Source organism: Rivularia sp. PCC 7116, assembly GCF_000316665.1.
GTDB lineage: Bacteria > Cyanobacteriota > Cyanobacteriia > Cyanobacteriales > Nostocaceae > Rivularia.
In genome coordinates, this window is the sequence record NC_019678.1 from 6,796,160 (window position 1) to 6,820,188 (window position 24,029).

General features: G+C 36.4%; 18 protein-coding genes. 7 read left to right on the forward strand and 11 right to left on the reverse strand.

Annotated elements, in window-relative coordinates; genetic code table 11:
* Positions 1-534: 534 nt before the first annotated feature.
* A complete protein-coding gene (locus RIV7116_RS26185; RefSeq protein ID WP_015121345.1) occupies positions 535-723 on the forward strand; it encodes a DUF4089 domain-containing protein in 189 nt (62 codons plus the stop codon).
* Positions 724-749: 26 nt separating this feature from the next.
* Positions 750-2,117 carry an Asp-tRNA(Asn)/Glu-tRNA(Gln) amidotransferase GatCAB subunit A gene (locus tag RIV7116_RS26190; RefSeq protein ID WP_015121346.1) on the forward strand — a complete coding sequence of 456 codons (1,368 nt, stop codon included), beginning with the start codon at positions 750-752 and terminating at the stop codon, positions 2,115-2,117.
* 281 nt (positions 2,118-2,398) lie between these two features.
* Here the strand turns inward: RIV7116_RS26190 and RIV7116_RS26195 are convergent, their stop codons facing one another.
* The 3 genes from RIV7116_RS26195 to RIV7116_RS26210 all read right to left on the reverse strand — a co-directional run bounded on the left by RIV7116_RS26195 (position 2,399) and on the right by RIV7116_RS26210 (position 6,518).
* Positions 2,399-2,848, reverse strand: a complete 450-nt coding sequence (locus RIV7116_RS26195) for a YbjN domain-containing protein (RefSeq protein ID WP_015121347.1) — start codon at positions 2,846-2,848, stop codon at positions 2,399-2,401.
* 795 nt (positions 2,849-3,643) lie between these two features.
* Complete coding sequence (locus RIV7116_RS26205; protein ID WP_015121350.1) at positions 3,644-5,104, reverse strand: serine/threonine-protein kinase; 1,461 nt, start codon at positions 5,102-5,104, stop codon at positions 3,644-3,646.
* 22 nt (positions 5,105-5,126) lie between these two features.
* Positions 5,127-6,518, reverse strand: coding sequence for a serine/threonine-protein kinase (locus tag RIV7116_RS26210; protein WP_015121351.1), 1,392 nt, complete (start codon positions 6,516-6,518; stop codon positions 5,127-5,129).
* A gap of 664 nt (positions 6,519-7,182) precedes the next feature.
* On the opposite strand from RIV7116_RS26210, the gene RIV7116_RS26215 reads away from it, so the two are divergent.
* On the forward strand, positions 7,183-7,593 hold the full coding sequence (locus tag RIV7116_RS26215; protein WP_015121352.1) for a DUF1499 domain-containing protein: 411 nt from the start codon (positions 7,183-7,185) through the stop codon (positions 7,591-7,593).
* A 32-nt stretch (positions 7,594-7,625) separates the two neighbouring features.
* On the opposite strand, the gene RIV7116_RS35580 is transcribed toward RIV7116_RS26215, so the two are convergent.
* Both RIV7116_RS35580 and RIV7116_RS35585 read right to left on the reverse strand, forming a co-directional pair.
* A complete protein-coding gene (locus RIV7116_RS35580) occupies positions 7,626-8,066 on the reverse strand; it encodes an ATP-dependent DNA ligase (RefSeq protein ID WP_015121353.1) in 441 nt (146 codons plus the stop codon).
* A gap of 78 nt (positions 8,067-8,144) precedes the next feature.
* Positions 8,145-8,651 (reverse strand): ATP dependent DNA ligase-like protein, encoded by a 507-nt coding sequence (locus tag RIV7116_RS35585; protein ID WP_015121354.1) that lies wholly within the window; start codon positions 8,649-8,651, stop codon positions 8,145-8,147.
* Positions 8,652-8,933: 282 nt separating this feature from the next.
* Between RIV7116_RS35585 and RIV7116_RS26230 the strand changes: the two genes are divergently transcribed.
* The 4 genes from RIV7116_RS26230 to RIV7116_RS26245 all read left to right on the forward strand — a co-directional run bounded on the left by RIV7116_RS26230 (position 8,934) and on the right by RIV7116_RS26245 (position 14,164).
* Entirely contained in the window at positions 8,934-9,182 is a 249-nt protein-coding gene (locus RIV7116_RS26230) for a hypothetical protein (protein ID WP_052330852.1), read from the forward strand.
* 222 nt (positions 9,183-9,404) lie between these two features.
* Positions 9,405-9,752: a YtxH domain-containing protein gene (locus RIV7116_RS26235; protein WP_015121356.1), complete on the forward strand. Its 348-nt coding sequence runs from the start codon at positions 9,405-9,407 to the stop codon at positions 9,750-9,752.
* A gap of 259 nt (positions 9,753-10,011) precedes the next feature.
* Complete coding sequence (locus tag RIV7116_RS26240) at positions 10,012-10,440, forward strand: hypothetical protein (protein ID WP_015121357.1); 429 nt, start codon at positions 10,012-10,014, stop codon at positions 10,438-10,440.
* Between the two features lie 271 nt (positions 10,441-10,711).
* A complete protein-coding gene (locus RIV7116_RS26245; protein ID WP_015121358.1) occupies positions 10,712-14,164 on the forward strand; it encodes a GAF domain-containing protein in 3,453 nt (1,150 codons plus the stop codon).
* 181 nt (positions 14,165-14,345) lie between these two features.
* On the opposite strand, the gene RIV7116_RS26250 is transcribed toward RIV7116_RS26245, so the two are convergent.
* From RIV7116_RS26250 to RIV7116_RS26275, 6 genes are all read right to left on the reverse strand, one after another.
* Entirely contained in the window at positions 14,346-15,416 is a 1,071-nt protein-coding gene (locus tag RIV7116_RS26250; protein ID WP_044291203.1) for a WD40 repeat domain-containing protein, read from the reverse strand.
* Positions 15,417-15,623: 207 nt separating this feature from the next.
* Complete coding sequence (locus RIV7116_RS26255; RefSeq protein ID WP_044292375.1) at positions 15,624-17,699, reverse strand: serine/threonine-protein kinase; 2,076 nt, start codon at positions 17,697-17,699, stop codon at positions 15,624-15,626.
* Positions 17,700-17,985: 286 nt separating this feature from the next.
* Positions 17,986-19,083: a serine/threonine-protein kinase gene (locus RIV7116_RS26260; RefSeq protein ID WP_015121361.1), complete on the reverse strand. Its 1,098-nt coding sequence runs from the start codon at positions 19,081-19,083 to the stop codon at positions 17,986-17,988.
* Positions 19,084-19,407: 324 nt separating this feature from the next.
* Positions 19,408-21,639, reverse strand: a complete 2,232-nt coding sequence (locus tag RIV7116_RS26265; RefSeq protein WP_015121362.1) for an alpha-amylase/alpha-mannosidase — start codon at positions 21,637-21,639, stop codon at positions 19,408-19,410.
* A 77-nt stretch (positions 21,640-21,716) separates the two neighbouring features.
* A complete protein-coding gene (locus tag RIV7116_RS26270; protein ID WP_015121363.1) occupies positions 21,717-21,947 on the reverse strand; it encodes a NifU family protein in 231 nt (76 codons plus the stop codon).
* 197 nt (positions 21,948-22,144) lie between these two features.
* Positions 22,145-22,795: a DUF3386 domain-containing protein gene (locus RIV7116_RS26275; protein ID WP_015121364.1), complete on the reverse strand. Its 651-nt coding sequence runs from the start codon at positions 22,793-22,795 to the stop codon at positions 22,145-22,147.
* Between the last annotated feature and the right edge of the window lie 1,234 nt (positions 22,796-24,029).

A 24,029-nucleotide genomic window follows, 5' to 3' on the forward strand; every position in this document is an offset into this window, starting at 1 on the left:
TAACCATTTTTTACCGACTTCAATAGGAATATCTAAAGGTGGACAAAGTAACTTAATTAATTCAATTCCACCAGCCATTATTATTTCTTTAACGCGAAAGTTTGTTTTTACTTCTTCATTGAATTTATTTACAAATACTTGCTTTTCGTAGTCAGAATTAGTTGGATAAGTTGTTTTTAATTGAGTTAATAAATCTTGAATTTCGTTTGCTGACTCAGCGAGATTTTTTTGCTGCTGGTTTTATTGTTCCTGTTTTGACTGCATGGTTTGTACCATCAACCCAAAATCAAAAGGTGATGAAAAGTTTTTTCTCTGAGTTTTCTTACTTTCCGCATCTTTCAACGTGTAGAGATTCCACCAGCATTTATATTTCTCGCTGATGGATTGCAGATAGGTTTCAAACTGTGGATAGTCAGCTGATAGCACGTACAGGTATAAAAACTTGAGCAGTATTAATTAGATATCAGTGTAGACGATAATTACTTACAAAGTTTCCTCTTATTGTAAATTGGTAAAAAAGTATAGGTAGTCACAATGAACGATAAAAAATTCAACGCAACCGAATACATAAACCAAACAGCATCATTGCTAAATTTCAACTTACCGGAAGAATACCGTGATGGAGTTGTCGCAAATTTTGAGAGAATTCAAGTTATAGCCAAACTTGTCAATGAGTTCCCTTTACCGGAAGATATTGAAGCAGCACCAGTATTTGAACCGTAATTCAAACCATAATATTCAACTGAACCATGAATTTAGACTCAGCCGATGCCGTATCAATCGCAACCGCAGTCAAGCAAGGACAAATCAAAGCGGTAGAAGTTGTTAAAGCTACTTTAGATAGAATTGCAGCTAGAGATAGTCAACTCAACTGTTTTACAAAGATAACTGCGGAAACTGCTTTAAAAGATGCAGCGCTGATTGATGCAGAAATAGCTAAAGGTAATAATCCCGGTTTGTTGGCTGGTGTACCTTTCGCTGTCAAAAATCTTTACGATATCGCTGGTTTAACTACTCTTGCTGGTTCAAAAATTAATGCTGAAAATCCCCCAGCGACTCAAGATGCTACTGCTGTAGCTAAGCTGAAAAATGCCGGTGCAATTCTTGTCGGTGCGTTGAATATGGATGAGTATGCTTACGGTTTTGTTACCGAGAATTCACATTATGGTGCTACTCACAATCCCCACGACTTAAACCGTGTTGCTGGAGGTTCGTCTGGAGGTTCGGCTGCTTCGGTTGCTGCTGGTTTGGTACCTTTAACTTTGGGTTCGGATACTAACGGTTCGATTCGGGTACCTGCTGCTTTGTGCGGTATTTTTGGTTTGAAACCGACATATGGTAGATTGTCGCGGGCTGGTATGGTTTTATTTTCCAGCAGTTTTGACCATGTTGGACCGTTTGCGCGTTCGGTGAGAGATATTGCAACGACTTTCGATGTTTTGCAAGGGGAAGATGTAGAGACGTTAAATTTAACGTCTCATTTAACCTCTGTGCAAAATATTGATGACTTTAAAATTGCTATTGCATCAAATTATTTTGCTCAAAAAGCCGCACCGGAAGCGTTGGCAGCAGTTCAAAAAGTTGCTGATGCCTTAAATATTTCTGAATACGTTTCTATACCAGAAGCTCATCGCGCTCGTGCTGCTGCATACATAATTACAGCATCGGAAGGTGCAAATTTACATTTAGATAAATTAAAATCCCGTCCTCAAGATTTTGATTTTGCAACAAGGGATAGATTTATTGCAGGAGCATTTATTCCTAGCAGTTGGTATATTCAAGCTCAAAGATTTAGAAATTGGTATAAAGAACAAGTTAAAGAAATATTTCACAAAGTAGATGTAATTATTGCCCCAACCACGCCAATTTCAGCACCAGAAATTGGACAAGAGACAATGATTTTAGATGGAGAAGAAATATTAGTTCGTCCTCATTTAGGATTATTTACTCAGCCACTTTCATTTATTGGTTTACCAGTTTTATCGGTTCCGATTCAACGTAAAAATGCTTTGCCGTTAGGAGTACAAATAATCGCCGCACCTTATAACGAAAGGGCAATTTTACGAGTTGCTGCGGTATTAGAGAAAATGGGTGTTATATCGGCAGATATTGTTTGAAATGAAATAGGAGATACAAATAGAGATAACAATAAATATGCTCAATTCAAAAAAGGTAAAAATAATTCTCAAATACAACCTAAGTAGGTGAACAAAAATATTTACCGTCATTATTCCCGAAGGGTAGTAGTCCCAGCCCTTGCGGTTGCTATCTCCCTCCGGGAGATATTACGAATTACGAATTATATTCCCTGTTCCTAATCTCTTTAAACCAACAAAAAAGCCATTAACTGAAATTTCAGCTAATAGCTATAAATACTAACAAAAAACTACAATTCTCTTTATAATCCGTGCTGTTTGTGTACCCACATCCAAAATTGAAATCCACCAGAAACCATAATATCAGTCCAGTCATCGAATAAGTCTTGATGCACGCCCGGTTTCAGATGCAAATGTTGTTCGAGTACAATTATCGCGAGAGTTTCTTCAGCTGTAATTCTGATATCAAGGAAAGCTTTGGGAAAACGCTTTTCTTTGTTCCAGTCATTACATAAGGACATTACACGTTCCCATTCTTCTTTGGGGATGCGCTTATTAGAAATAAGTCTAACTGAATAAACATCCTCTTGAGGACCTTCTGCACAAAAAACTAGAATGACTTCACATCCTAATTCTTCTTGGTAGGGAAACTGCACCACAAAATCACCGTCATCGTCCCTCTGAAATCGCAATCCTCTGTTAGTTAGATAACTTTCTATTACGCTACGGTCGAAGTTTTGAACTGTAGCCATATTAGATGTATGTAATTGTGGTACTACTTTATTATAAGGTTTTAAAAAAATTTCTTAAGTATATAAAATACGTGGTAACACCTAACTTTATTATATTAGAACATAAATCTTGTATTGACAAAAACTTTTGCTGTTATAGGGCTAAACGTTAATATTATTATCTGGAAATATATACTTATATAAAATTATTTATGTATGATATGTTTCTCAACCTCAAAATATAGCGGTTTCACGCTTATTAGAATACATTTTGTGGGCTATATATCTATGTCCGCGAGAATGATAAAAATTTTGCCTGTACTGCACTAAATTGAAGAGAGCTAGATAATCTAAGCTTAAACTTCAATTTATTTAGATTAAAAATAAGGTGCTATTAACTTCTACAATTCAGGTTAGTTAGGGGATATAGTATTGTTAACTGCGAACTTTTGCAGCCAAATACCCTTCTTCTTCTCTGCCAAAAACTAATTGATACATTTGTGCGATCGCAAAATAATCTGTTGGAGTTTCAAAACGAATATTCATGAGTTAGCTACTGCCAATAATTATTGTTATCCTAATTAACTTATAATCTTCCTAGCGAAAATCTCAATCTGCAATAAAGAGGTTTAAATGACAATTCACGCTTATGCATTTGATGAAGCTGGTGGAGAATTAGGCACCAATGAAGTAGAAAACAATGTCGAGTATTGCGGTATGTGTCATAGCGATTTAAGTATGCTGGATAACTAATAGGGAATAGCTCAGTATCCATTCGTACCGGAATGTGAAATTGTCGATAAGGTTGCAGTGTTCTTATCTGTTTAAATATTCGTTCAACTCGCTACAAAGCCAATCTACTTCAACTTCAGTTAAATCTATATTATCGAATAACTTGTATTGACTTGTTCCAAAATTTGCTACAATATCCCACTGATGATTACTACCTGCAATCATTTTTTTCTCAAGTTTAGTTATGTTTTTTAAGGATATTGAACGAAGAAAGCAAGATTTGAAACATAGCCAATCAAAAGACAGACAAAGTTGTTGCTGCTCAATTTTTATGTTTTCCCTTTTAAGTAGTTTAATTAATACCTGTACGAAGCTATCTATAATATTAACTAAAAAGGCTATGCAAGTTCCACAAATTGCAATATTGAAAAGAAGTAGTATTAATGCAAATAGAACGGAATTCATAGACATAGTAAAAGCTAATCCGTAAAAAATATTGTTAAAAAAAATACATATTGTCAATAACATTGGAGGCAATATAATTACAGAGGCACAAAGCTTTATAAATAAAAATAGCAAATCATATTTAAGCGCGCTGATTCTTTGTCGGGGAAATACAACTTCTAGTCTATTTAATTTATTTTTAAGAAAAATTTTACTTCCAAAGGGTTTTTTAAAATTTATAAGATTATGTGAGCTATTGCAATGTTCATTATTGAATAGATTGTTACTATAATTTGAAGTTTGCTGTAAACCTTGTAATGCAGCTTCAGCCGAATCAAAACGTAGTTCTTCAACGGGTTCAATCATCCGTTTCAACCAGTTAGAAAAACCTTGAGGGCAGTTAACTAATTGTGCAAATCGCATCCGTCCATTTTTTTGAGGTAAATTAGCGGGATGTATACCGGTAACAAGATAAATTAAAGTTGCTCCTAAACTATATAAATCCGATGACGGAATAACTTTACCGCCGAAATGTTCTGGTGACATATACCCGTAAGTCCCTACTACTGTCATTGTTGCGGTTTTGGCAGCAGCTAAAGTTTTGACTGAACCAAAATCAACTAGATAGACATCTCCGGTACAGTTCCCAGAGCGGTTTGTCAAAAGAATATTACTTGGTTTAATGTTTCTGTGAATAATCTGTGATTGTTGTGAATGCAGATAGATAAGAATTTTCAAAACTGATTCTGCTAGCTGCTTTACTTCTTCTATACCAAAAGTTCTTCCTGTTTGTAAATGTTCTTCTAAAGATGCAGCCTTGATATAGGTTTGTACTAAACAAAAGCCTTTAAGATGAGGTTTACTAACTTCAAAATAGTCTAAATAACGAGGAATTTCCGGATGAGAAATACTTTGCAAAATCTGCGCTTCTCTTTCAAACAGCTTTAAGTTTTGCCATTCAAAATCATCATCCCAAATCAGAAACTTAACTACAACTAATTGTTGTGTATGCATATCGTTACAAAGCATGGTTCTGTATCCAGGTTTTTTACCCAACAGATTGATGACTTCATAGCGATCGCCAATTATTTTTTTGTTCATTGACTCTGTTTTAATATCAGATTTAAATCGTTTTTATATCCAACCAATCCCTAAGTTCGCGACTTAGCCAAGCTGCTTGTGCAGTATTTAGAAAACCTTTACCAAAGCTGTATTTATAAATTCCTAACCAAATAATTACTTCTGGTATTTTATTTGTATTGCTGTCTAATTTTATAATCGCTTGACGAGGAATCGAAGGGCGATAGCGATATTCCAACCCTAGTAATTTATAAGAGAAGTAAATTCGTTGTTTATCGATTTGCAATTTCTTTTTACCAAAAGGAATAAACAACATATTCACAATAATTTTCAGCCAAATAGTTACATAGATAGATAACATAGCCATTAAAATAGCTGTAGCTGCTAATAAATAATTATTCATCAAGCCATGATTAATAAAAATTGGTTGAAAAATAGCCTCTATTTTAGGAAGCAGTAATATTGAAGACATGCCATACAGTATTGCTACATTTAATGTCCCAATAAAATGTACTATCGAACTTTCTCTATCTTTTCTACAAGGAGTAGTGATTTCGATTACATCTGCCGACTTTTTAATAGAAATTTTTTTTGATAAATTGGAAGAGAAATCGGATAAATTTGTAGATGATAATTTATCTAGACTGTTTAAAGCTTCAGCAGCCGATTTAAAACGTTTTTCTAATTCTGGCTCAACCATTTTTTTGAGCCATTTGCCCAATTCGCGCGAACAATTATTTATTCTCCAAACTTCAAATTTTCCTAATTTTTGAGGTGAATCCACAGGTGATTTTCCAGTTAATAGGTAAATTAAAGTTGCACCTAAACTATACAAATCAGAAGCAGCAACAGCTCTTGCTCCAAATTGCTCTGGAGACATATAGCCATAAGTTCCAACAACAGTACAAATATCGCTTTCACTACTAGTTAACGTTTGTACGGAGCCAAAATCAATCAAAAAAACATCACCAATGCTATTACCAGAGCGATTAGTTAAAAGAATATTACTCGGTTTAATATCGCGATGGACTACCGATGGATTTTGTCCGTGTAAATAAATTAGAATTTGTAGAAGAAATTTAGCTAGCTGTTTAACTTCTATTTCACTAAAAGTCCCTTTATTTTGTATATGCTGCTCTAAAGAAACAGCTTCAATATAGCTTTGCACAAATGCCAAAGCTTTTTTATTCGATAGCGCAACTTCAAAGAAGTCAATATAACTTGGAATAGCAGAAAAAGAAAGATTGCGTAGAATCTGCGCTTCTCTTTGAAACAGTTTCAATTCTTCCCATTCAATTTCACTGTTAAAAATAAGCAGTTTAATTACTACTAATTCGTTTGTTTGCAAGTCTCTTGCTAAAAGAATCTTTCTTCCCGCTTTTTTCGCAAGTTGTCGTAAAATTTCGTAGCGCTCTTTTAAAACACGGAGAGACATTAACTCGATTTATACTCCAGACAACAGGAAATACCTTGATTTCTTTAATTATCAACTATTTTTCTCTGACAAAATTTTACTTCATCATCTCTTTACCCCAATTTCACATTGATAATTCAGAGATTTCGCCGATATTTTCAGTAATAAGCTTAAAGCAAAGATAATCTTTTACTATAATCTAGTATTTTTACTTAACAGATTTTGGCGTTAAGGTTGACTTAAAAGTGCTGTGAAAACCTTGAGAAATCTTATAACAGTTCCGCATATTTCGAGACAGTTGCCGGTGTAGATGTTCTGCCCCATTATTGCCTTGCTGTTGCCTGCTTTAAAGAAATTTGAATGTAGCAATAAGACTTATAGCTTCACACGCCTGCAAGTAAGTATGACAAGATTATAAATTATGGTATTAATAAAAACATACCTATACTTTTTCATCAGAACTTAATATTTTTACTCAGTACCCGTTTAACTTCCTTACCCCCTAATTCAGCAAGATGTTCCATTGCACATTGCGGCTTGGAGTGAAAGTTCGGGAATTTATCGATGTAGAGACTTAGCGCTGCCACATCTTTTAACAGTTCCGAGAAAACAAATCAACCAAAAATCATACCAATCGTAATAAAGTAAAAAGTAATCCACTTTACTTTTAGACAAAGAATAATCGATGATATTTTCAGGCACAAGACCGGATAATTTGGGTGTTAATAACGGTAAACTGGCAGCTTGTCCTAAATCCCCTAACTGTGTTTCTTCTCAGAGTCCAAGCTCCGATGAAACTCATTTTATTCAACCGTTGAAATACACTTCGACAACAGAAAAAGCTTTAAATGACCTTAAAAACGTCATTCAATCCGAAGATAGAACCAAGATAATCAACGAATCGTCAGATTATGTATACGCAGAATTTAAAAGCGCTTTAATGGGATATGTAGATGACGTAGAATTTTATTTAGATAGCACGACAAATACTATTCACGTTCGTTCTGCTTCCCGATTAGGGCAAAGCGATTTAGGTGTTAACCGCAAACGAATTGAGACAATTAGAACTAAATTTAACCAGATCCAAGGTAGCTGAATCTTATAGAGACGCAATACCGCGTCTCTAAATTATTCACACAAACCAATAAACCTTCCGTGCCATAAATTACCGTTTTCAGTTAATCCCAGACATCTAACGGTAATTTTCACACTTCCTGGTGTTTCTGTATGACGACGAATAATTTCCCGCATGTCTTGAAGTGAAAATCCAGTTCCCACAGAACCAACAGGAACTAATTTACCTGCAACTTCACGAGCCACAACCGCAGCACTAAAAGGTCTGCCCGTGCCTTTAACTAAAGTCAAATCCGTAACTACTAAATCTAATTCCAGACAATATTTTGTCCGCAACATTGCTTGGCTATGCTTATCTTTTCCACCTGTATAAACACAGTTTTTTAGTATCCAAACTTCTCCTTCTCTTCCTTCCGATTGTTGATTTAAAACCAACTCTTTTTTCTGTTCTTGACTTCTAGCTGTAGGTAGATTTTCAAAATAATCTTTTCTCAAACATTGACTACTCCTATTCCGCTCTAAGATTTCCTAGAAAAATTTCTCCCTCACTCCCTCCCTCTCTCACTCTCTCCCTCAGTTAGTTAGGTAATCTTCTACCGGAAAGGGAGTAATTTTCTCTGCTGCTGCAATTCTTTCTGTTTCCGTTGCTATTGTTAAATCATTCCCGGCAAACCACAAAGCTTTGAAGATTGCATATATTGGTTTCGGTGAAGTACTTACTTCTTGGTTTGCATTAATAGTCGCAGCTTGTGCAGCAGTACGATGTTCGCTTCCTATCACCGAAGAGTAATACAATTCCCCATCTAAAATAAACGTTCCTATATTAATTGCAGCTTGCTGTAGCGCTTGGTTTATTTCCTCGCAAGGTTGGCGCTTCATTTTTGCAGAACGCGATTGATAATAAACTTGATCTGGTGTTGCAACTACTACTAACGTACTACCATCGCGCTTCGGTTGTCCCCAATACTCAGGTGAATTAATATAATAAGAACGCTCCTGAGGAGCATCAACAGCCTGCATGGTTTGAACGAATCCCGGTTGTAAATGCAGGGGTAATTCAGGTATAGTACTTGGCTTCATGGAATAATAGTATTTTTGTATTATGTTACCATTATTTATTCTGTAAAAGTCAAAATTATTTTAATTAAGCTGATGTACGGCGAAATTCTATAACGGTAAAAATCAAAACCATCTCGGGGCTTGCTGCGTCTTGTATAGAGCTTAATTACGCATTGTCCTTAGCTGCAACACCCGTCATTCAAAGATAAATCTTATTAACCGCAAGCAATGGTAACTATTGTAGTTTGTATCAATATTCTAATTTCGTTGATACTGCTTTACTGCACCTGGCAAACGTACAAATTGAAACGGCAACTAGTTTGGCTGACAAAGTTTTTCACAAACTGCGATCGCAATTCTTATGCATTGCTCTACAGAAGAGCAGAAGCAATTTATTTAGGCAAACAAAATTTAAATAATCTTCGTAAGAGCAATGAAAGTTTACAGGTAAAATTACGACAGTTTAAGCAAATTTTGGCACTAATAGTTTTTGGAAGGCAAATATTATGGACTCGTCCCGGATTGAGAAATAGGTTGAAAATTAAGCGTTGAATGGGTATGGGGTATAGGGCACTGGTAACATTAGCTTAAACTCTCTTATCCTATTTAGGTATGTTAATTTGAAGCAATATTTCAAATAAATAACGTTTGATAACTCTATGCAACCTTTGCAATCAATATATTGTCATTAGCTAGAACAGTAGTAAAATCTTTGAGATTCTTGCAAGCCGCTCAAACCCACCTAAAATGGGTTTAAGGAGATGTATATATAAAATGTCTAATAACCGTAGTGGAAATTTTATTGGCGGTTTGATGCTGGGAGCTACCATTGGTGCCATCACCGGGTTGCTTGTGGCTCCGCGCACGGGACGCGAAACACGCAAATTGTTGAAAAAATCTGCTGATGCTTTACCAGATTTAGCAGAGGATTTATCAACAAGCGCTCAAATTCAAGCAGATCGTATTTCTGATGCTGCTTTACATTCTTGGGATGATACTTTGGAGCGATTGCGAGAAGCCCTGTTTGCGGGAATAGATGCTTCTGTGCGGGAAAATCAAGCATTGAAGCGGCAAGAAATGACCGATGACTCTAATTCTCTAACCCAGCATATTAATAATTAGTAATTACTAGACCGAATTAATCTAAAGGCAAGATTTTAGGTGCTAGTTTCGATTATGGAAACTGTCGTAAACCGTAAAATCTAAAATCTCAAAGCCAGCTATGAATGGTGGTTAATCATTTTATGGTAAACCTGTTAGCGGAAAGTTTGGAATTAGCATCCACATTTTTCGATAACAATCACTTTGGTGGAAGGAGCATATATTATCTTCCGATCTGCCAAATTTTCGCAAAATACTTTTAGCTATTGACAAAATTAGCGTGAGTGAACCTCTGTTTTGGTTGGGATTATCTATCTTACTAGTGGCTGTTAGTTTAACTGCTTTGTTGGTGGCTGCTATTCCAGCTTTGCAGGAAGTAGCTAGAGCAGCTCGTAGTGCAGAAAAGTTGTTTGATACACTTTCACGGGAGCTACCACCTACCTTAGAAGCTGTCCGCTTAACTGGTTTAGAAATTACCGATTTGACTGATGATGTTAGTGAAGGAGTTCAAAATGCTTCAGGAGTTGCAAAACAAGTAGATCAAAGTCTTAGTAGTGCTAAAAAGCAAGCCCAAAATGTGCAAGTCGGAACGCGCAGTATTTTTGTTGGCGTGAAAGCTGCATGGAAAACTTTAATTAATCCTAAACCTTCCAGACGTGCTATCGAACGTCAAGTATCCTCTCAGAAAGCGATACCACGAAGACAGTGAGCAGTTACCAATTAACAGTAAATATTGTGATTAGGAGGTTTGATTCATAAATATTGAATTCTTAACTCCTAATCTCAAGTGCGGTTAATTAATTACTGTATAACCCAGAAAAATGATAATTTTTAATTACTTATCAACCATTACCTATTGCCAAGCGTCACAGATTTGACTTCTTACCCGCATCGCTTCATTTTGGCAACTGTAATCAAATTACTGCATTCAAAGTGGGAACTATATTTATAAGAATTTAAAATTTTTATAAAGTAAAGTAATGCATAATATTTCAGGACTACAATCAACGGCTACCCAAGAAACTTTATTACACCGCATTGCGAATCGCATTCGCCAGTCTTTAGAGTTAAAAGAAATTTTAAATACGATGGTGGCGGAAGTAAGGGATTATTTAGGAACTGACCGTGTAAAAGTATATCAGTTCAATCCCGATAGCAGTGGGGTAGTAATTGCCGAATCAATTCATAATAATCGGCTACCTTCTTTGCTAGGTTTGAGTTTTCCGGCTGATGATATTCCTCCCTACGCTCGCGAATTATATTTAAGGGCACGTCAGCGAACTGTAGTCGATGTTGCTAATATTCAAATCGGAATTAGTCCCTTAGAGCATCCGGAAACTGGAGAAACTCAGGAGCAAAATGATATTCGCTACCGTTCTTTAGACCCCTGTCATGCAGAATATTTAACTGCAATGGGGGTTAAGTCTTCAGTAATAGTACCAATTGTTTTAGAAGAAGTTTCTACTGGTAAAAAACAATCTTCTTCCTTCAACTCTTCCGCTCAGCTTTGGGGTTTGCTAGCTTGTCATCATAGCGAATCGCGTCACGTGAGTGAAGAGGAATTACAGTTTATTCAAGCTGTTGTGGATCAAGTTGCAGTTGCTATATCTCAGTCGATTTTGCTGGAGAAAGTGAGATCGCAAGCAAAGCAGGAAGCTAATATCAATCGTGTCACCAAGCTACTTTATACAAATCCTAATGTAAAATTACACGATGCTCTTCAAGAAGCGGTGGCAACATTTAATGGCTCTGGTGGCAGACTTTATTTGCTTGCAGATGAGCAACAACCCAGAGAAATTTATACATATGGAATGCAGCCAGATTTTATAAGTAAAGAAGAAAATAGAGTTGTCGAAGAAAATTATCTTTGGAAGAATTTTTTGCACTCGGTGATTGAATCCGGTTCTGATAGTACCGGTTATAAACGTTGGACTGTACAGTGGATGAATTCGGTATATCAGCTAAAAGACTGTAAAGAAGAAGTTGATCATCATTCCAACCTATGGGCTATTGACGATGTTTACCGCGAACCTTTATTTCGTACCTTAACTCCATTCTTTCAATCTACTTCAATTCGCAGTCTTCTTATTATTCCGTTACACTACGGAACTCATCTTGTTGGCTGCTTAACTATCTTCCGAGATGAAGTAGATACGGAGATTTTATGGGCGGGATGGCACAATCCCGATACTCGCCAATTGATGGCAAGACAGTCTTTTGAAGTATGGAGGCAAGAGAAAGCTGCACAAACTAGGGTTTGGACGGAAGAAGAATTGAAGTATGCTCAAGCGCTGGGCGAACGATTTTCTACTGCAATAAAACAGTACAGGCTTTATCAACAAGTACAAACATTAAACGCGAATCTAGAACAGCAAGTAGAAGAGCGTACAGAACAACTTCAACAAAAAACTCAGCAGCTAGAATTTTCAAATTTAGAGTTAGAAAACTTTATTTCCAGACAAGAAGCGCTTGCAGGTATTGTTGCTAAGATACGCGAATCCCTAGATATTGAAGAAATTTTCCGAATTACAACCAAGGAATTAAATGAGATACTTGATGTTGATAGAGTTTCAGCTTATCGGTTTAATTCGGATTGGGGTGGAGAGTTTGTTGCTGACTTTGAATCTGTGAGTCCCCAATGGCTTGATATTGGAGAATTAGGTGTAAATACAGTTTGGGACGATACTTATCTACAAGAAACTCAAGGTGGTAGATACGCCAAGGGTGAAGTTTCAGTAGTAGATGATATTTATCAGCAAAACTTTTCTCAATGTCATCTCGATATTTACGAACAGTTCCAAATTAAAGCTTTTATTGTAGTACCAATATTTATTGGAAAAAACCTGTGGGGACTTTTAGGAGTATATGAGCATCAGGAATTGCGCCATTGGAAAACTTCTGAGGTGGAATTTACCAGTCAAATAGCGGCTCAGTTAGGAGTAGCAGTACAACATTCTAGTTTATTAGCTTATACTCGTCAGCAGACAAAAGAGTTAAAGGTTTCTAATACAGAGCTTAAAAGAGTTATAGAACAGCAAAAAGCTCTTTCAATTATTGTTGCCAAGATACGTGAATCTCTTGATATTGAAGAAATTTTCCGAATTACGACTAAAGAAATTACTCAAATTTTAGATGTTGATAGAGTTTCGGTTTACCGATTTAATGCCGATTGGGGTGGAGAATTTGTTGCTGACTTTGAATGTGTTACTCCTCGTTGGCTCGATATTGGAGAATTAGGAGTTAACGTAGTTTGGGATGATACCTATCTGCAAGAAACTCAAGGTGGTAGATATCGCAAAGGTGAAATTTCTGTTGTAGATGATATTTATCAGCAAGATTTTTCACAATGCCACCTTGATATCTACGAGCAGTTCCATATTAAAGCTTTCATTCTCGTACCGATTTTTGTCGAGCAAAACCTTTGGGGACTTTTGGGTGTATATCAACATCAAGCCTCACGTCATTGGGAAGTTTCAGAGGTTGAATTTGTGAGTCAAATTGCAGCCCAATTAGGAGTTGCAATGCAGCACGCTTCTTTACTTAACCATAATCGAGAAAAAAGCGAGCAATTATCTAAAACTCTAATTAACTTAAAAGACACTCAAACTCAACTTATTCAAACCGAAAAAATGTCTAGTTTGGGACAGTTGGTAGCAGGAATTGCCCACGAAATCAATAATCCGGTTAATTTCATTTATGCTAATTTAGCTCATCTAGAGGAATACACAAATAATATTTTGCAGGTACTAAGCTGCTATCAACAATATTGTCCGGAACCTTCTGATGAAGTTCAAACATTACTTGAGGAAGCTGACATAGAATATATTGCCCAAGATTTACCAAAACTCTGTTCTTCTTTATCTATAGGAACTAAACGCATTCAATCTATTGTTTTATCTTTACGCAGCTTTTCACGTTTAGATGAAGCGGAAATGAAACCTGTAGATATCCATGATGGTATTGAAGGTACTTTATTGATTCTACAGCATCGATTGAAAACTGATACCTCCAAGGTTTCGATAGAAATTATCAAAGAATATGGCGAACTTCCCTTAGTTGAGTGTTATGCTGGGCAACTCAATCAGGTTTTTATGAATTTGCTAGCAAATGCAATTGATGAACTACAATCAATTGATTCTGCTTCTGAAGAAGATAATACTAGAACCATCACAATCAAAACTCAACTTATAGAGAATAATTGGGTAAAGATATCTATAAAAGACGATGGTAAGGGAATTTCTACTGAAATTTTAGATAAACTATTTGACCCATTTTTTACTACTAAAGCGGTTGGTAAAGGTACTGGTTTAGGATTGTCAATTAGTTACAAAATCATTGAAAAGCATGGTGGTAAATTATATTGCAATTCGACTCTTGGTGAAGGTGCCGAATTTGTAATTGAATTACCAGCTAAATCTGCGCTCTGTACTTAAATGAATCACATTCTGATGATTTTTGGGCGGTTGCGCTCCGCGCAACCGCGACGGTTGGGTATTTTATTACTTGGGAGTGCCTAAGAAGAAAATTAACGCATTGAAGCTAGAGCCAACATTAACTAAATTCCCAGCCTGGATGTTGGAAATGAGTCATTGCCAATTACCAATCGCCCAACCGCTAGTGCAAAGTTTGCCAAACTTTAATTGTTTTATCAAAACTACTGCTAACAAGAGTTTTACTATCTGGACTAAATGCTACAGACCAAACTCTTTGAGAATGTCCTCTTAGAGTAATAATTCTTCTTCCGGTTTCGGGATTCCATAACTTAATAGTCTTATCCAAGCTACCACTTGCTAGAGTTTTACCATCTGGACTAAAAGCTACGGACCAAATTTTATTAGAATGCCCGTTCAAAACGCGCAGTTTCGATCCGCTACTAAGATCCCATAACTTAATAGTCTTATCCCAACTAGCACTTGCAAGGGTTTTGCCATCTGGACTAAATGCTAAGGAACTAACCGCATCTAAATGACCTGATAAATATTTAATTTTATTCCCCGTAGCTAAATCCCATAACTTAATCGTCCCTTCAAAATGATTCCCCGTTGCAAATGTCTTACCGTCTGGACTAATTGCAACTACATTTGCGACGTCACAATCTCCTCGGATGCTACGAATTTTGGTTCCCGTACTTGCATTCCACAAATTAACATTCTGATCCCAACTACTACTAATAATAAAATTGCCATCCGGACTAAAAGCAATTGAACCGACAGAGGCAGAATGCCCTATCATGGCTCGAATTTGCCTCCCCGTAGCAACATTCCACAATCGAATAACTTTATCTCCTCCAGCAGAAGCTAGTATTTTTCCGTCTGGACTAAAAGCAACAGCATTAACTTCATCAGAATGTCCTGTAATAGTCCTAATCAGCTCTTTTGTTTCAAAATCCCATAGTTTAATAGTTTTATCTCCACTAACAGAAGCAATAATTCTTCCTTTGTTAGCTTCTGCTTGCTCGGGGCTAACGGCGATCGCCCAAACTGAATCGGAATGCCCGGTTAATGTGGACTGTAAAGAAGCACTTTTCCATGGTAGTGATGATTTTAACTTCGGCTGCTTCAAGATAGCAGATACATTATTATTACTATTGCTAACAGCAGGAGAAACTTGCCAGCCCCAAATTTTGGCAAAGCCTAAAACTACCACTGACAAACTGGTTAAAATTTTCAATATGTGATTATTCATATTCACAGTCACTATAAAATCAAACCTGAAGCCGAACCCTAGACCAACTTCATAAACCAAAAAAATATACTTATATTTATTCTTTGATAGAAATATATTCATCTATCAATTAATTCAATAATATCTCGGAATAATTTCCAAGACTTAGGCATATTCTTTACAAGTATTTTATATTGACTTTATTCGGAATTATTATTCTCTAAACAATTAAAAAAGAGATATTTGCCATATTTTCATAGTTTTATCTCTGGCGGAGCTAATGAGTATATTTCCATTCCTATTAAAAGCAAGAGATTCGACTTTTCCAGAATGTCCTCTTAAGGTATTCAAAAGTTCCCCAGTGTTTAAATTCCATAATTTTATTGTGTTGTCGCTACTACCTGAAGCGAGAAGATTGTTTTGAAAGCCAATGGCAGTAGAGGTTATAGGTTGGGAATGTCCTTCAAAAGTTCGTATTTTATCTCCAGTAACTGGATTCCATATACTTATAGAGTTATTGTGATTAGCAATTACTGAGTCATTAGCTGTAATTCCAGCTATTTTAACAAAATTAATAGAAGAAATATTACTAGAGCTTTTTAATAAATTACGTATCAACTGGTATGACTTTAGATTCCAAAGTTTAATAGTACCGTCAAAGCTACCACTAGCAAGCATCTTACCTGTAGAGTCAAAAGCAAGGGAACTAACGCGAGCGTTATGGCTGTTAAAACTAACTATATTTTCACCAGTATTAAGATTCCATAACTTAATCAGATTGTCATCGCCTCCAGAAGCGAGTATCTTACCATCAGGACTAATAGCTAAAGCATGAACCGATTGCTTATGTCCTTTTAAGGTGCGAATTTCTTGTCCCGTAGCCAGATTCCATATTTTAATAGTTTTATCTTCGCTACCACTGGCAAATTTTGTACCTTCAGGATTAATCGCGACAACGTTAACTTTGGCATTGTGAGCGTTGAAAACAGATATTTCCTGCCCCGTTACCAAACTCCATAGTTTGATCCCAAAAACACTATTTGCCAAAACTGTCTTGCTATCAGGGCTAATAGCAAGGGATGACACCGAATCATAAGCTAAATGAAAGGTATCGGTTACAGCCAGTTTCTGCTTATTCGATAAAGGTTGGTTAAGAATTCTTTCAGTTTTAGCTGCCGGTTGATTATTTGTATCGTTACGAATTTGGGTTTCGCGAGTTTTCCAATACCAAATTTCTCCTACAATAAATACGGTTATGGCTGCCAATGCCAGCAATATTTTTTTGAATTTTGCGTACCTATTTACTGAAAATATTTCGGTTGGTGGTAATACTAATTCGTCCGTTTCTGCTAAAGGTGGTAAAACAACTGGATATTTTTGCAGTTCTTTCAAATCTGCAATTACTTCTACAGCAGATTTGTAGCGGTGTTCTACATCTTTTTTCAATAATTTATCAATAATATGAGCAAGTTCGTCGCTAATTGGATAATTTAAATATTGTTCCCAATTACTCATCCAGCCATAACCATGCTCAGTCCATAATTGAAAAGGTGAGATACCAGTCATTAAATGAAAACAGGTAGCCCCAACACTAAACAAATCGCTTGCAGGATAAGCTAAACCATCTCTAATTTGTTCTATTGCTGAGTAGCCATGAGAACCTATGGAAGTTCCTACTTTCAATTTGAGTTTTGGCTTTAATTCTTTAGAAGAGCCAAAATCAATTAGTACCAAATTTCCCGCTAACTCTTGAGGAGAAGTGCGACGAATAATATTTTGGGGTTTAATATCTCGATGAACGACTCCCCTTTCATGAACAAAATGAAGAACTGGTAATAAATTTAATAAAAATTCTCTAACTTCTTTTTCGCTATAACACCGCAGCCAAATATCGCCTTGACGGCGATTTTCTAATTCTTCGAGTAAATTTTCTCCGTCAATAAATTGCTGTACTAGATACAGACAGCTATCTTGTTCAAAATAAGCCAGAAGTTTAGGAATCTGAGGATTTTCTCCTAGTTCTTGTAGTCTTTGCGCTTCTTTTTCAAATAGCTCTACTGCTTTCTTTAGCGCCCAATTTCCTTCAATTCTAGGTGCTAACTGCTTGATAACACAAGGTTCATTTAATTTGTCTGAATCTTGAGCCAAATAAGTTTTTCCAAATCCACCTTCCTGTGAAAGCACCCGGATAACTCGAAACCGATTTCGTAATAATGGAAGTAAAGGTACCCCGCAGCTAGCGCAAACTTTTGACGATTTATCATTGAGGGGATTTAGGCAATCGGGATTTAGGCAGCAGATCATCATTTAATTCGGGCAACTGCGTGATAGTTTATGCTAACAAAAGCCCCAATTTTTCTTTATAATAGAAAAATTATTTCATTATTATACAAAAATCTCTGTAGAAAAATATTTAAATTCGATTAATTAAATCATTTTTCGTATAATGTAATCAAGTTTACTGAGAATAGTGTATTAACAAAAACTATATGTATTTAAACTAAAAGTTTTTTCAGATTATAAAATAAATAGTCTACCTAAAATAATTTACCTAAATGAGTTTGTAGATGAATGTTACATTTTAATCTAGTTATGCCATTGATGAATAATGTTTGTAACTACGTCGCGATTTTCTTGCATTTATCTTAGCTTTCCATTCACGAATAGCGATTGCAGTTCGCGTAAATGGGGGAACATAACTATAGTAATTATCTTCAAAGCTATTAGTTTTAGTTGGCTTCTTTTTCTCTTTTAAAGGTTGAATGCTCAAGCAATTGTTTAGGTGAGGTAAATGGGATTCTATACCCAGGGCAAACATGACCTCAGAAGCAGAGCTAAAGCGTTCTTTTACGCTAACTTTCAGCATTTTGTTGAGAATAGAACCAAAATGTTCGCTTACCGTCAGTTGTTTTTGCCAGCAGATTTCACCCGTATTTGTGTCGTAATCAAATTCCAAGGGTGCTTTGCCGCTAAGCAAATAAAGGCTGGTAACACCTAATGCATAAATATCGCTACTGTAAACTGGACGCAGAGAAAACTGCTCTGGAGGAGCAAATCCCATAGTGCCGACAAAATTTGTGGTAGCAGTTTTATCCGCAAGCTCGCTAGCTTTGGCTAACTCTTCTCTAACTGCACCAAAATCAATTAAAACCAAACGTCCATCATCATCGCATCGGAGTAAATTTTGTGGTTTGATATCGCGGTGAATCACATGATTTTTATGAATATACTGTAAAACTGGAAGAATTTCTTGTAAAAACTTCTTTACTGCATCTTCACTCAAAACACCACTACGTCTAACCTCCCGAGTTAAAGTACAGCCACGGACATATTCTTGAACCAGAAAAAATTCTCCTCCCACTTCAAAATAATCCAAAAGCATAGGAATTTGAGAATGATTCCCGAGTTGACCTAAAGTTTTAGCTTCTTTTTCAAAACGTTCTTTTGCCTTTGCCCAACTTTTAGGACTGCTAACTTTAGGGCAAAGCTGTTTAATAACGCATAAAGGATTTCCTGGTAAAGTTACATTTCGAGCCAAAAAAGTGACTCCGAATCCTCCTCTACCTAAAATACGTAAGATTGCATATCGTTCGCGAAATAAAGTTTTGGAACCACATAATTGCCCTAATTTAGTATTCATCAAAAGGTCTGAATGAAAATTTGATACTTTTCGAGAAAAACGATTCATTATAGTAAACAATATTATTTACATTGTGACATTGCGACTCCGCGATTTTTTCAATGTAACTACTATCAGTATTTGTCGCCAGTATAATTACCGTATCTTTGCAAAAACCTAATTTTTCTCTAATTTTTCTCTAACTTTTCCTTGAATACTCCGGATAGAAATTGCGAAGGGGAGGGGGAAACAGTTAACAGTTAACAGTGAGCAGTGAGCAGTTATGGGTAGTAAGTAGTAAGTAGCAAGTTAGAAATTTCCAACTACCAATGCCCAATGCCCAATGCCCAATACCCAATACCCAATTACCTATTCCCAATGACCAATTACTTATTACTCAATAGCGATTAATCCGTTTTCTGGTAAATAAGTGCGAAAATTTCCTTTTTCGGAAAGTACTAACAAAAGTCTAATCGCAGATTCGGGAGGTTGCCGCAAATCTTGCCACGGTACTGCAACTTCCAGACAAGTATTCAAAGCTGCTTGAGCGTGAGTTTCCCGAGAAAACCATTGGCTATATTCACCAGCTTGCTGAAATTTAATTGAGCGTGTTGAAAAATTTATTTGCAAATGATGGTGAAATAAATAATTAACTGGTGCTGTATCCGGCGTGTTTACTATCGGTGAACTACCGTTGTGCATGATTTTATTTGGATAAAACCACAGCAGGTTTAACTCAGAAGCTAAATCTTTTCCTGGCACGATTCCAGTTTTGAAATCCATGCGTAAATAAAAATTAGATTGGTCTAAGCCGTACCACAACCTTTGTATCGGGCTGCTGCTGTGCATAGTTCCTCGGGCACCGCCTATTTCTAAACGCCCCGCTTTTTCCCAACCTTGTTCCTCGGCACTTCCATTAATTGCTGGATGAATAAATCCAGTTGCTCTACGATCGGTTTGCGCTTCGTGGATTTCTAAAGGTTGATTTAAATAAGTTGGTATGGGTTCGTTCAATGCTCGGTAAATTCCCCGCAAATGCAAGCGGAATAATTGGTCAAAAATAGCATCTTGATTCGATGAATGACCTTCTCCGAACCACCAGAACCAGTCGGAACCCTCGGCAGCGTATAAAGCTTCCCAGACAGCGGGGTTGTTTTCTTCAGTTGCTTCTGGATGATTTGCTAATGTTTGTCTGGCTTGAGTTAAGTAGTCCCAAGCTCTATTTTTTACCGGGTCGCCAATCCAAGTTGTAAAGCTGCCATCGACCCAAGAACCACTGTGTAATTGCTCGCCTTTCATTGTAGCTTGAGCGGGAAACTGTTCCAAAAATTCGGAAACCGTGACTAGTTTTAACTCCGGTTCTTTACTAAAGCCTTCGTATAAAGCTTCTAAGAAAGGTTTACCATCTTGTTCGTAGAATTCCCAACAGTTTTCGCCATCTAAAGCAATAGTAACTAACCAAGGTTGTTCGCTTTGACTGTGTTGCTGCATTTGAGCAATTTTGTGCAATCTTGCGATTAAATCTTGTGCAGCATCTTGAGGAGGCATTCCACTATAGGTAAAACCAACTAAATCGGATAAAGCATGGTCGCGAAAAACAATTGATAAATCCCCTTTATCCGTTTGCAAGCGGTAAGGACGATAAAGTAAATCCGGTTGTTGGATATTCCCTACTTCATCTCGGTGGAAAAACTGCTGTAAACTCCATCCTAAAACTGCTTCATCCGAGCATATCCACTCAAATCCCTGTTCCACGATATACGGTAAAACAGCCGGACTAACCGATTGTTCTGATGGCCATAACCCACGAGGTTTTCGTTTGAATCTATCTTTATAAAACTCCCATCCCTTACTTAGGTGACGGGGAATGTCTTCAGCCCAAGAAAAACGATATCGCGGTAAATTCATATTGGGTACTGCGACTCTACCCACATCAGTATCCGCGAGCAAAGGTAAAATCGGATGCGTATAAGGAGTAGTCATCACCTCTAACTGTCCTGCTTCCTGCATCTGCCGATGTTGCGGTATGATTTTACCTAATATTTCTCGCTGCTTCGAGTAAATACGCTGGCGATCGCTCAAGCTAAAATCTTTGCCCTGCTTCAACCAAGCGGCTATTTCCCCATCATCCCAAAACAGCGGATCGATCCAAGCCAAATTATGCCAAGCCAATAAATCGCTGTAATCTTGTAAACTCCAATTAGCCAAACACCAAGCTTCTCCCTTTTCCTGACGAATTTGATAAAGTTCGCTGTAGCGGGGATGGGGTTGAATTAAAGTATCGTAATTAGCGTCAAAAAAATGTTCGAGAATAAATTCTAACTGTCCGCTCGTTAGTTGTTCTGTAGGGGTTAAACTAACTTCTAAATAAGGATCGAAAGCAGTACCGGCAATATAATCTTCTAGCTGCAATATTAGCGATGGTACCAAATTAACGGTTTGATGCAGTTTCGGGTAGCGTTCCAACATCAAAATCAAATCTAAATAATCCTTGGTACCATGTAGTCTTACCCAAGGTAAGCGGTATCTTCCAGTACTAAGATACGAAGAACTACCTCCTTCAGGAGACTTATATAAAGGTTGATGTTGATGCCAAATAAAAGCAATATGCAGGGGTTGAGACATAAACGAGTGAGGAGTTAAGAGTTAGGAGTTAGGAATTAGGATAATGGTAAACAAATCCTAATTCCCAACTTTAATTTCTACACCACTTGTTCCACTTCTGCAATTTCAGGAATCATTTCTCTAAGTCGGCGTTCGATACCCATTCTTAGAGTCATAGCGGAACTAGGACAAGAACCGCAGGCACCTTGTAAACGTAGTTTAACAACAGGGCCATCAAGTTCTACAAGTTCCACATTGCCGCCATCAGACATTAAATATGGGCGCAATTCATCAAGAACCGTTTCTACATTTTTATTTGTTAATTCCATTATCCTTTTAGACCTCTGTTAAGCGACAAAGTTTGTTTTTCACAGCTTGTAATTACATACTAGACCAATTGCGTCGGGGAAAGGGGGAGACAAGGGAACAAGGAGACAAGGGAAAATAAATTATTAACTTATTACTTGCTACTTGCTGCTGATAACTATACTCAATACCCCATATCTCATGCCTAATTGCCAATTATTTAAACTATCGCTGGTTTTAATAGCCTAATATTGGAATAGCTAAACTCGGTTGTAGTATTTTGACCATCAATACAATCTTGTACCACCTGCTTGGTCATTAGATAATATTTGTCTACCTTTTCATAGGAATCTTGAAATTTGAGAATGCTTTGAACTTGATTTGTTGCAACATCGCGAAAAACAGCGTCGTAACGACTAGCAACATAACCTTCCCCCGTATCTAAGTTTTCGTGGGTATCAATCGTAAAAGCCGTATTACCCTTTACCCGAGTTACTTGACAAATTTCTTTTCCTCGGATTTTGTAGCTAGAATCAAGAGAATCACCCTTCACAACAATTGAAACTAATTGTGAATCATCTGGTGAGCCTTTGATAAACTGATGATTCCCGTGAGAATCTTTAAAAGTAGTAGGTTTGCGGTGAGTAACAACATCCCATAATTGGATGTATACACCTTCTTCCACTTGCTTGTCGTCAATTCCAGTTACTTCTACACTCAAGTCACGGTGAATAAATATTTTACCCGTGTAAACTCCTTGCCCCTGCTTTAGCTGCACATCAGCGCTGTAACCGGGAAAGTTTTCGTCCCAAGTATAACGACTGTTGTAAGCGTCTTTAAATAACTCTTCTGCTGTTTTTGAAGTTTTCATGAAATCACTTGAACTTCACCTTCCCTAGTTTAGCGAATTGAACATCTATAAGCTAAATAGCCCTCTGTGGAGATAAGTCGGGCTGTCAAAACAAAGCCTACCTGCTCTCGGCTTGATTCGCCACATTTTAAGAAATAAATGATATTCGGTTTATTTATAATCAGGAATGGCCGCAGTTGTCACAAAGCTTGGGTGGTGCGTGACACTACAAAGCTTATTACTACCTTGATAATCAGTCAAATTGTCACAGCACCCTACAAGAAAAATATGCCAGTTGCGGCCATTCCTAATAATATGACTTAGAACAGCATTATTAAATCTAATAGCAACCATATGTGCAATCAATATATTAAGGCTACGATTAAATAGCTTACCGTTAAGGTGATTTTTATTTACAGCATATTTAGTTTTTAGGACTTACGCAAAAATCACGCAACTACGTTATTACGAGCGGCCGCGAAACTGAATACTTTGCCAAAATGCTGAGATTTGCAATCGCGCAACATATCACAAGAGTTTCGTTGCGCTGATTTGATTTGTTCAAAATTAAAGCTAGATTTCTATATCGCAATTACGGTTGTACAAAATCAGGATTTACGCAATTGTCGCAAGACTCGGATGGTGCATGACATCACAAGTCTTATTATTACTTTGAAAATTGATTTAAATGTCACAGCACCCGACAGTAAAATGTGCGAGATGTGTAAGTCTTAAAAATTATAAAAAGCAGCTATAAATGTAGAAAAAGTAGAAGAATAAGCATGAATATTAAGAGAAAAGTTAGGAATCGTTTCCCTCTTAATTAAAGCAAGATTAAATATTTTTATCTATTTTTTTTACTATCATAGAATAACAAGACAATATTTTTTGTTTACTAATATAGTATTATTGATTTTACTAGATTTTATATTTATCTAATTTTGATTAATTTTATATCTCTTTATAAATAATTATTTTCATCATAAATTTTGTGATTTACTCATCAAAGTCATATATATATGTATAAATGGAAAATATAACATATTATCTTAAATGTCAATATAGAACTTTACTTTACTAGTTATGCCTTTTAAGGTAATAGTTGCGTTCGCAGTTTACAAAATTACTTTTTAAAGTATTTTATATAGCAAATATAAATCAAACATACATAATATGGTAGATAAAAGGATATTGAAAATACAACTAGTCTTATATCCAAAGGATAAAAGTAGCGTATTTTTTACTTTGAATAGAG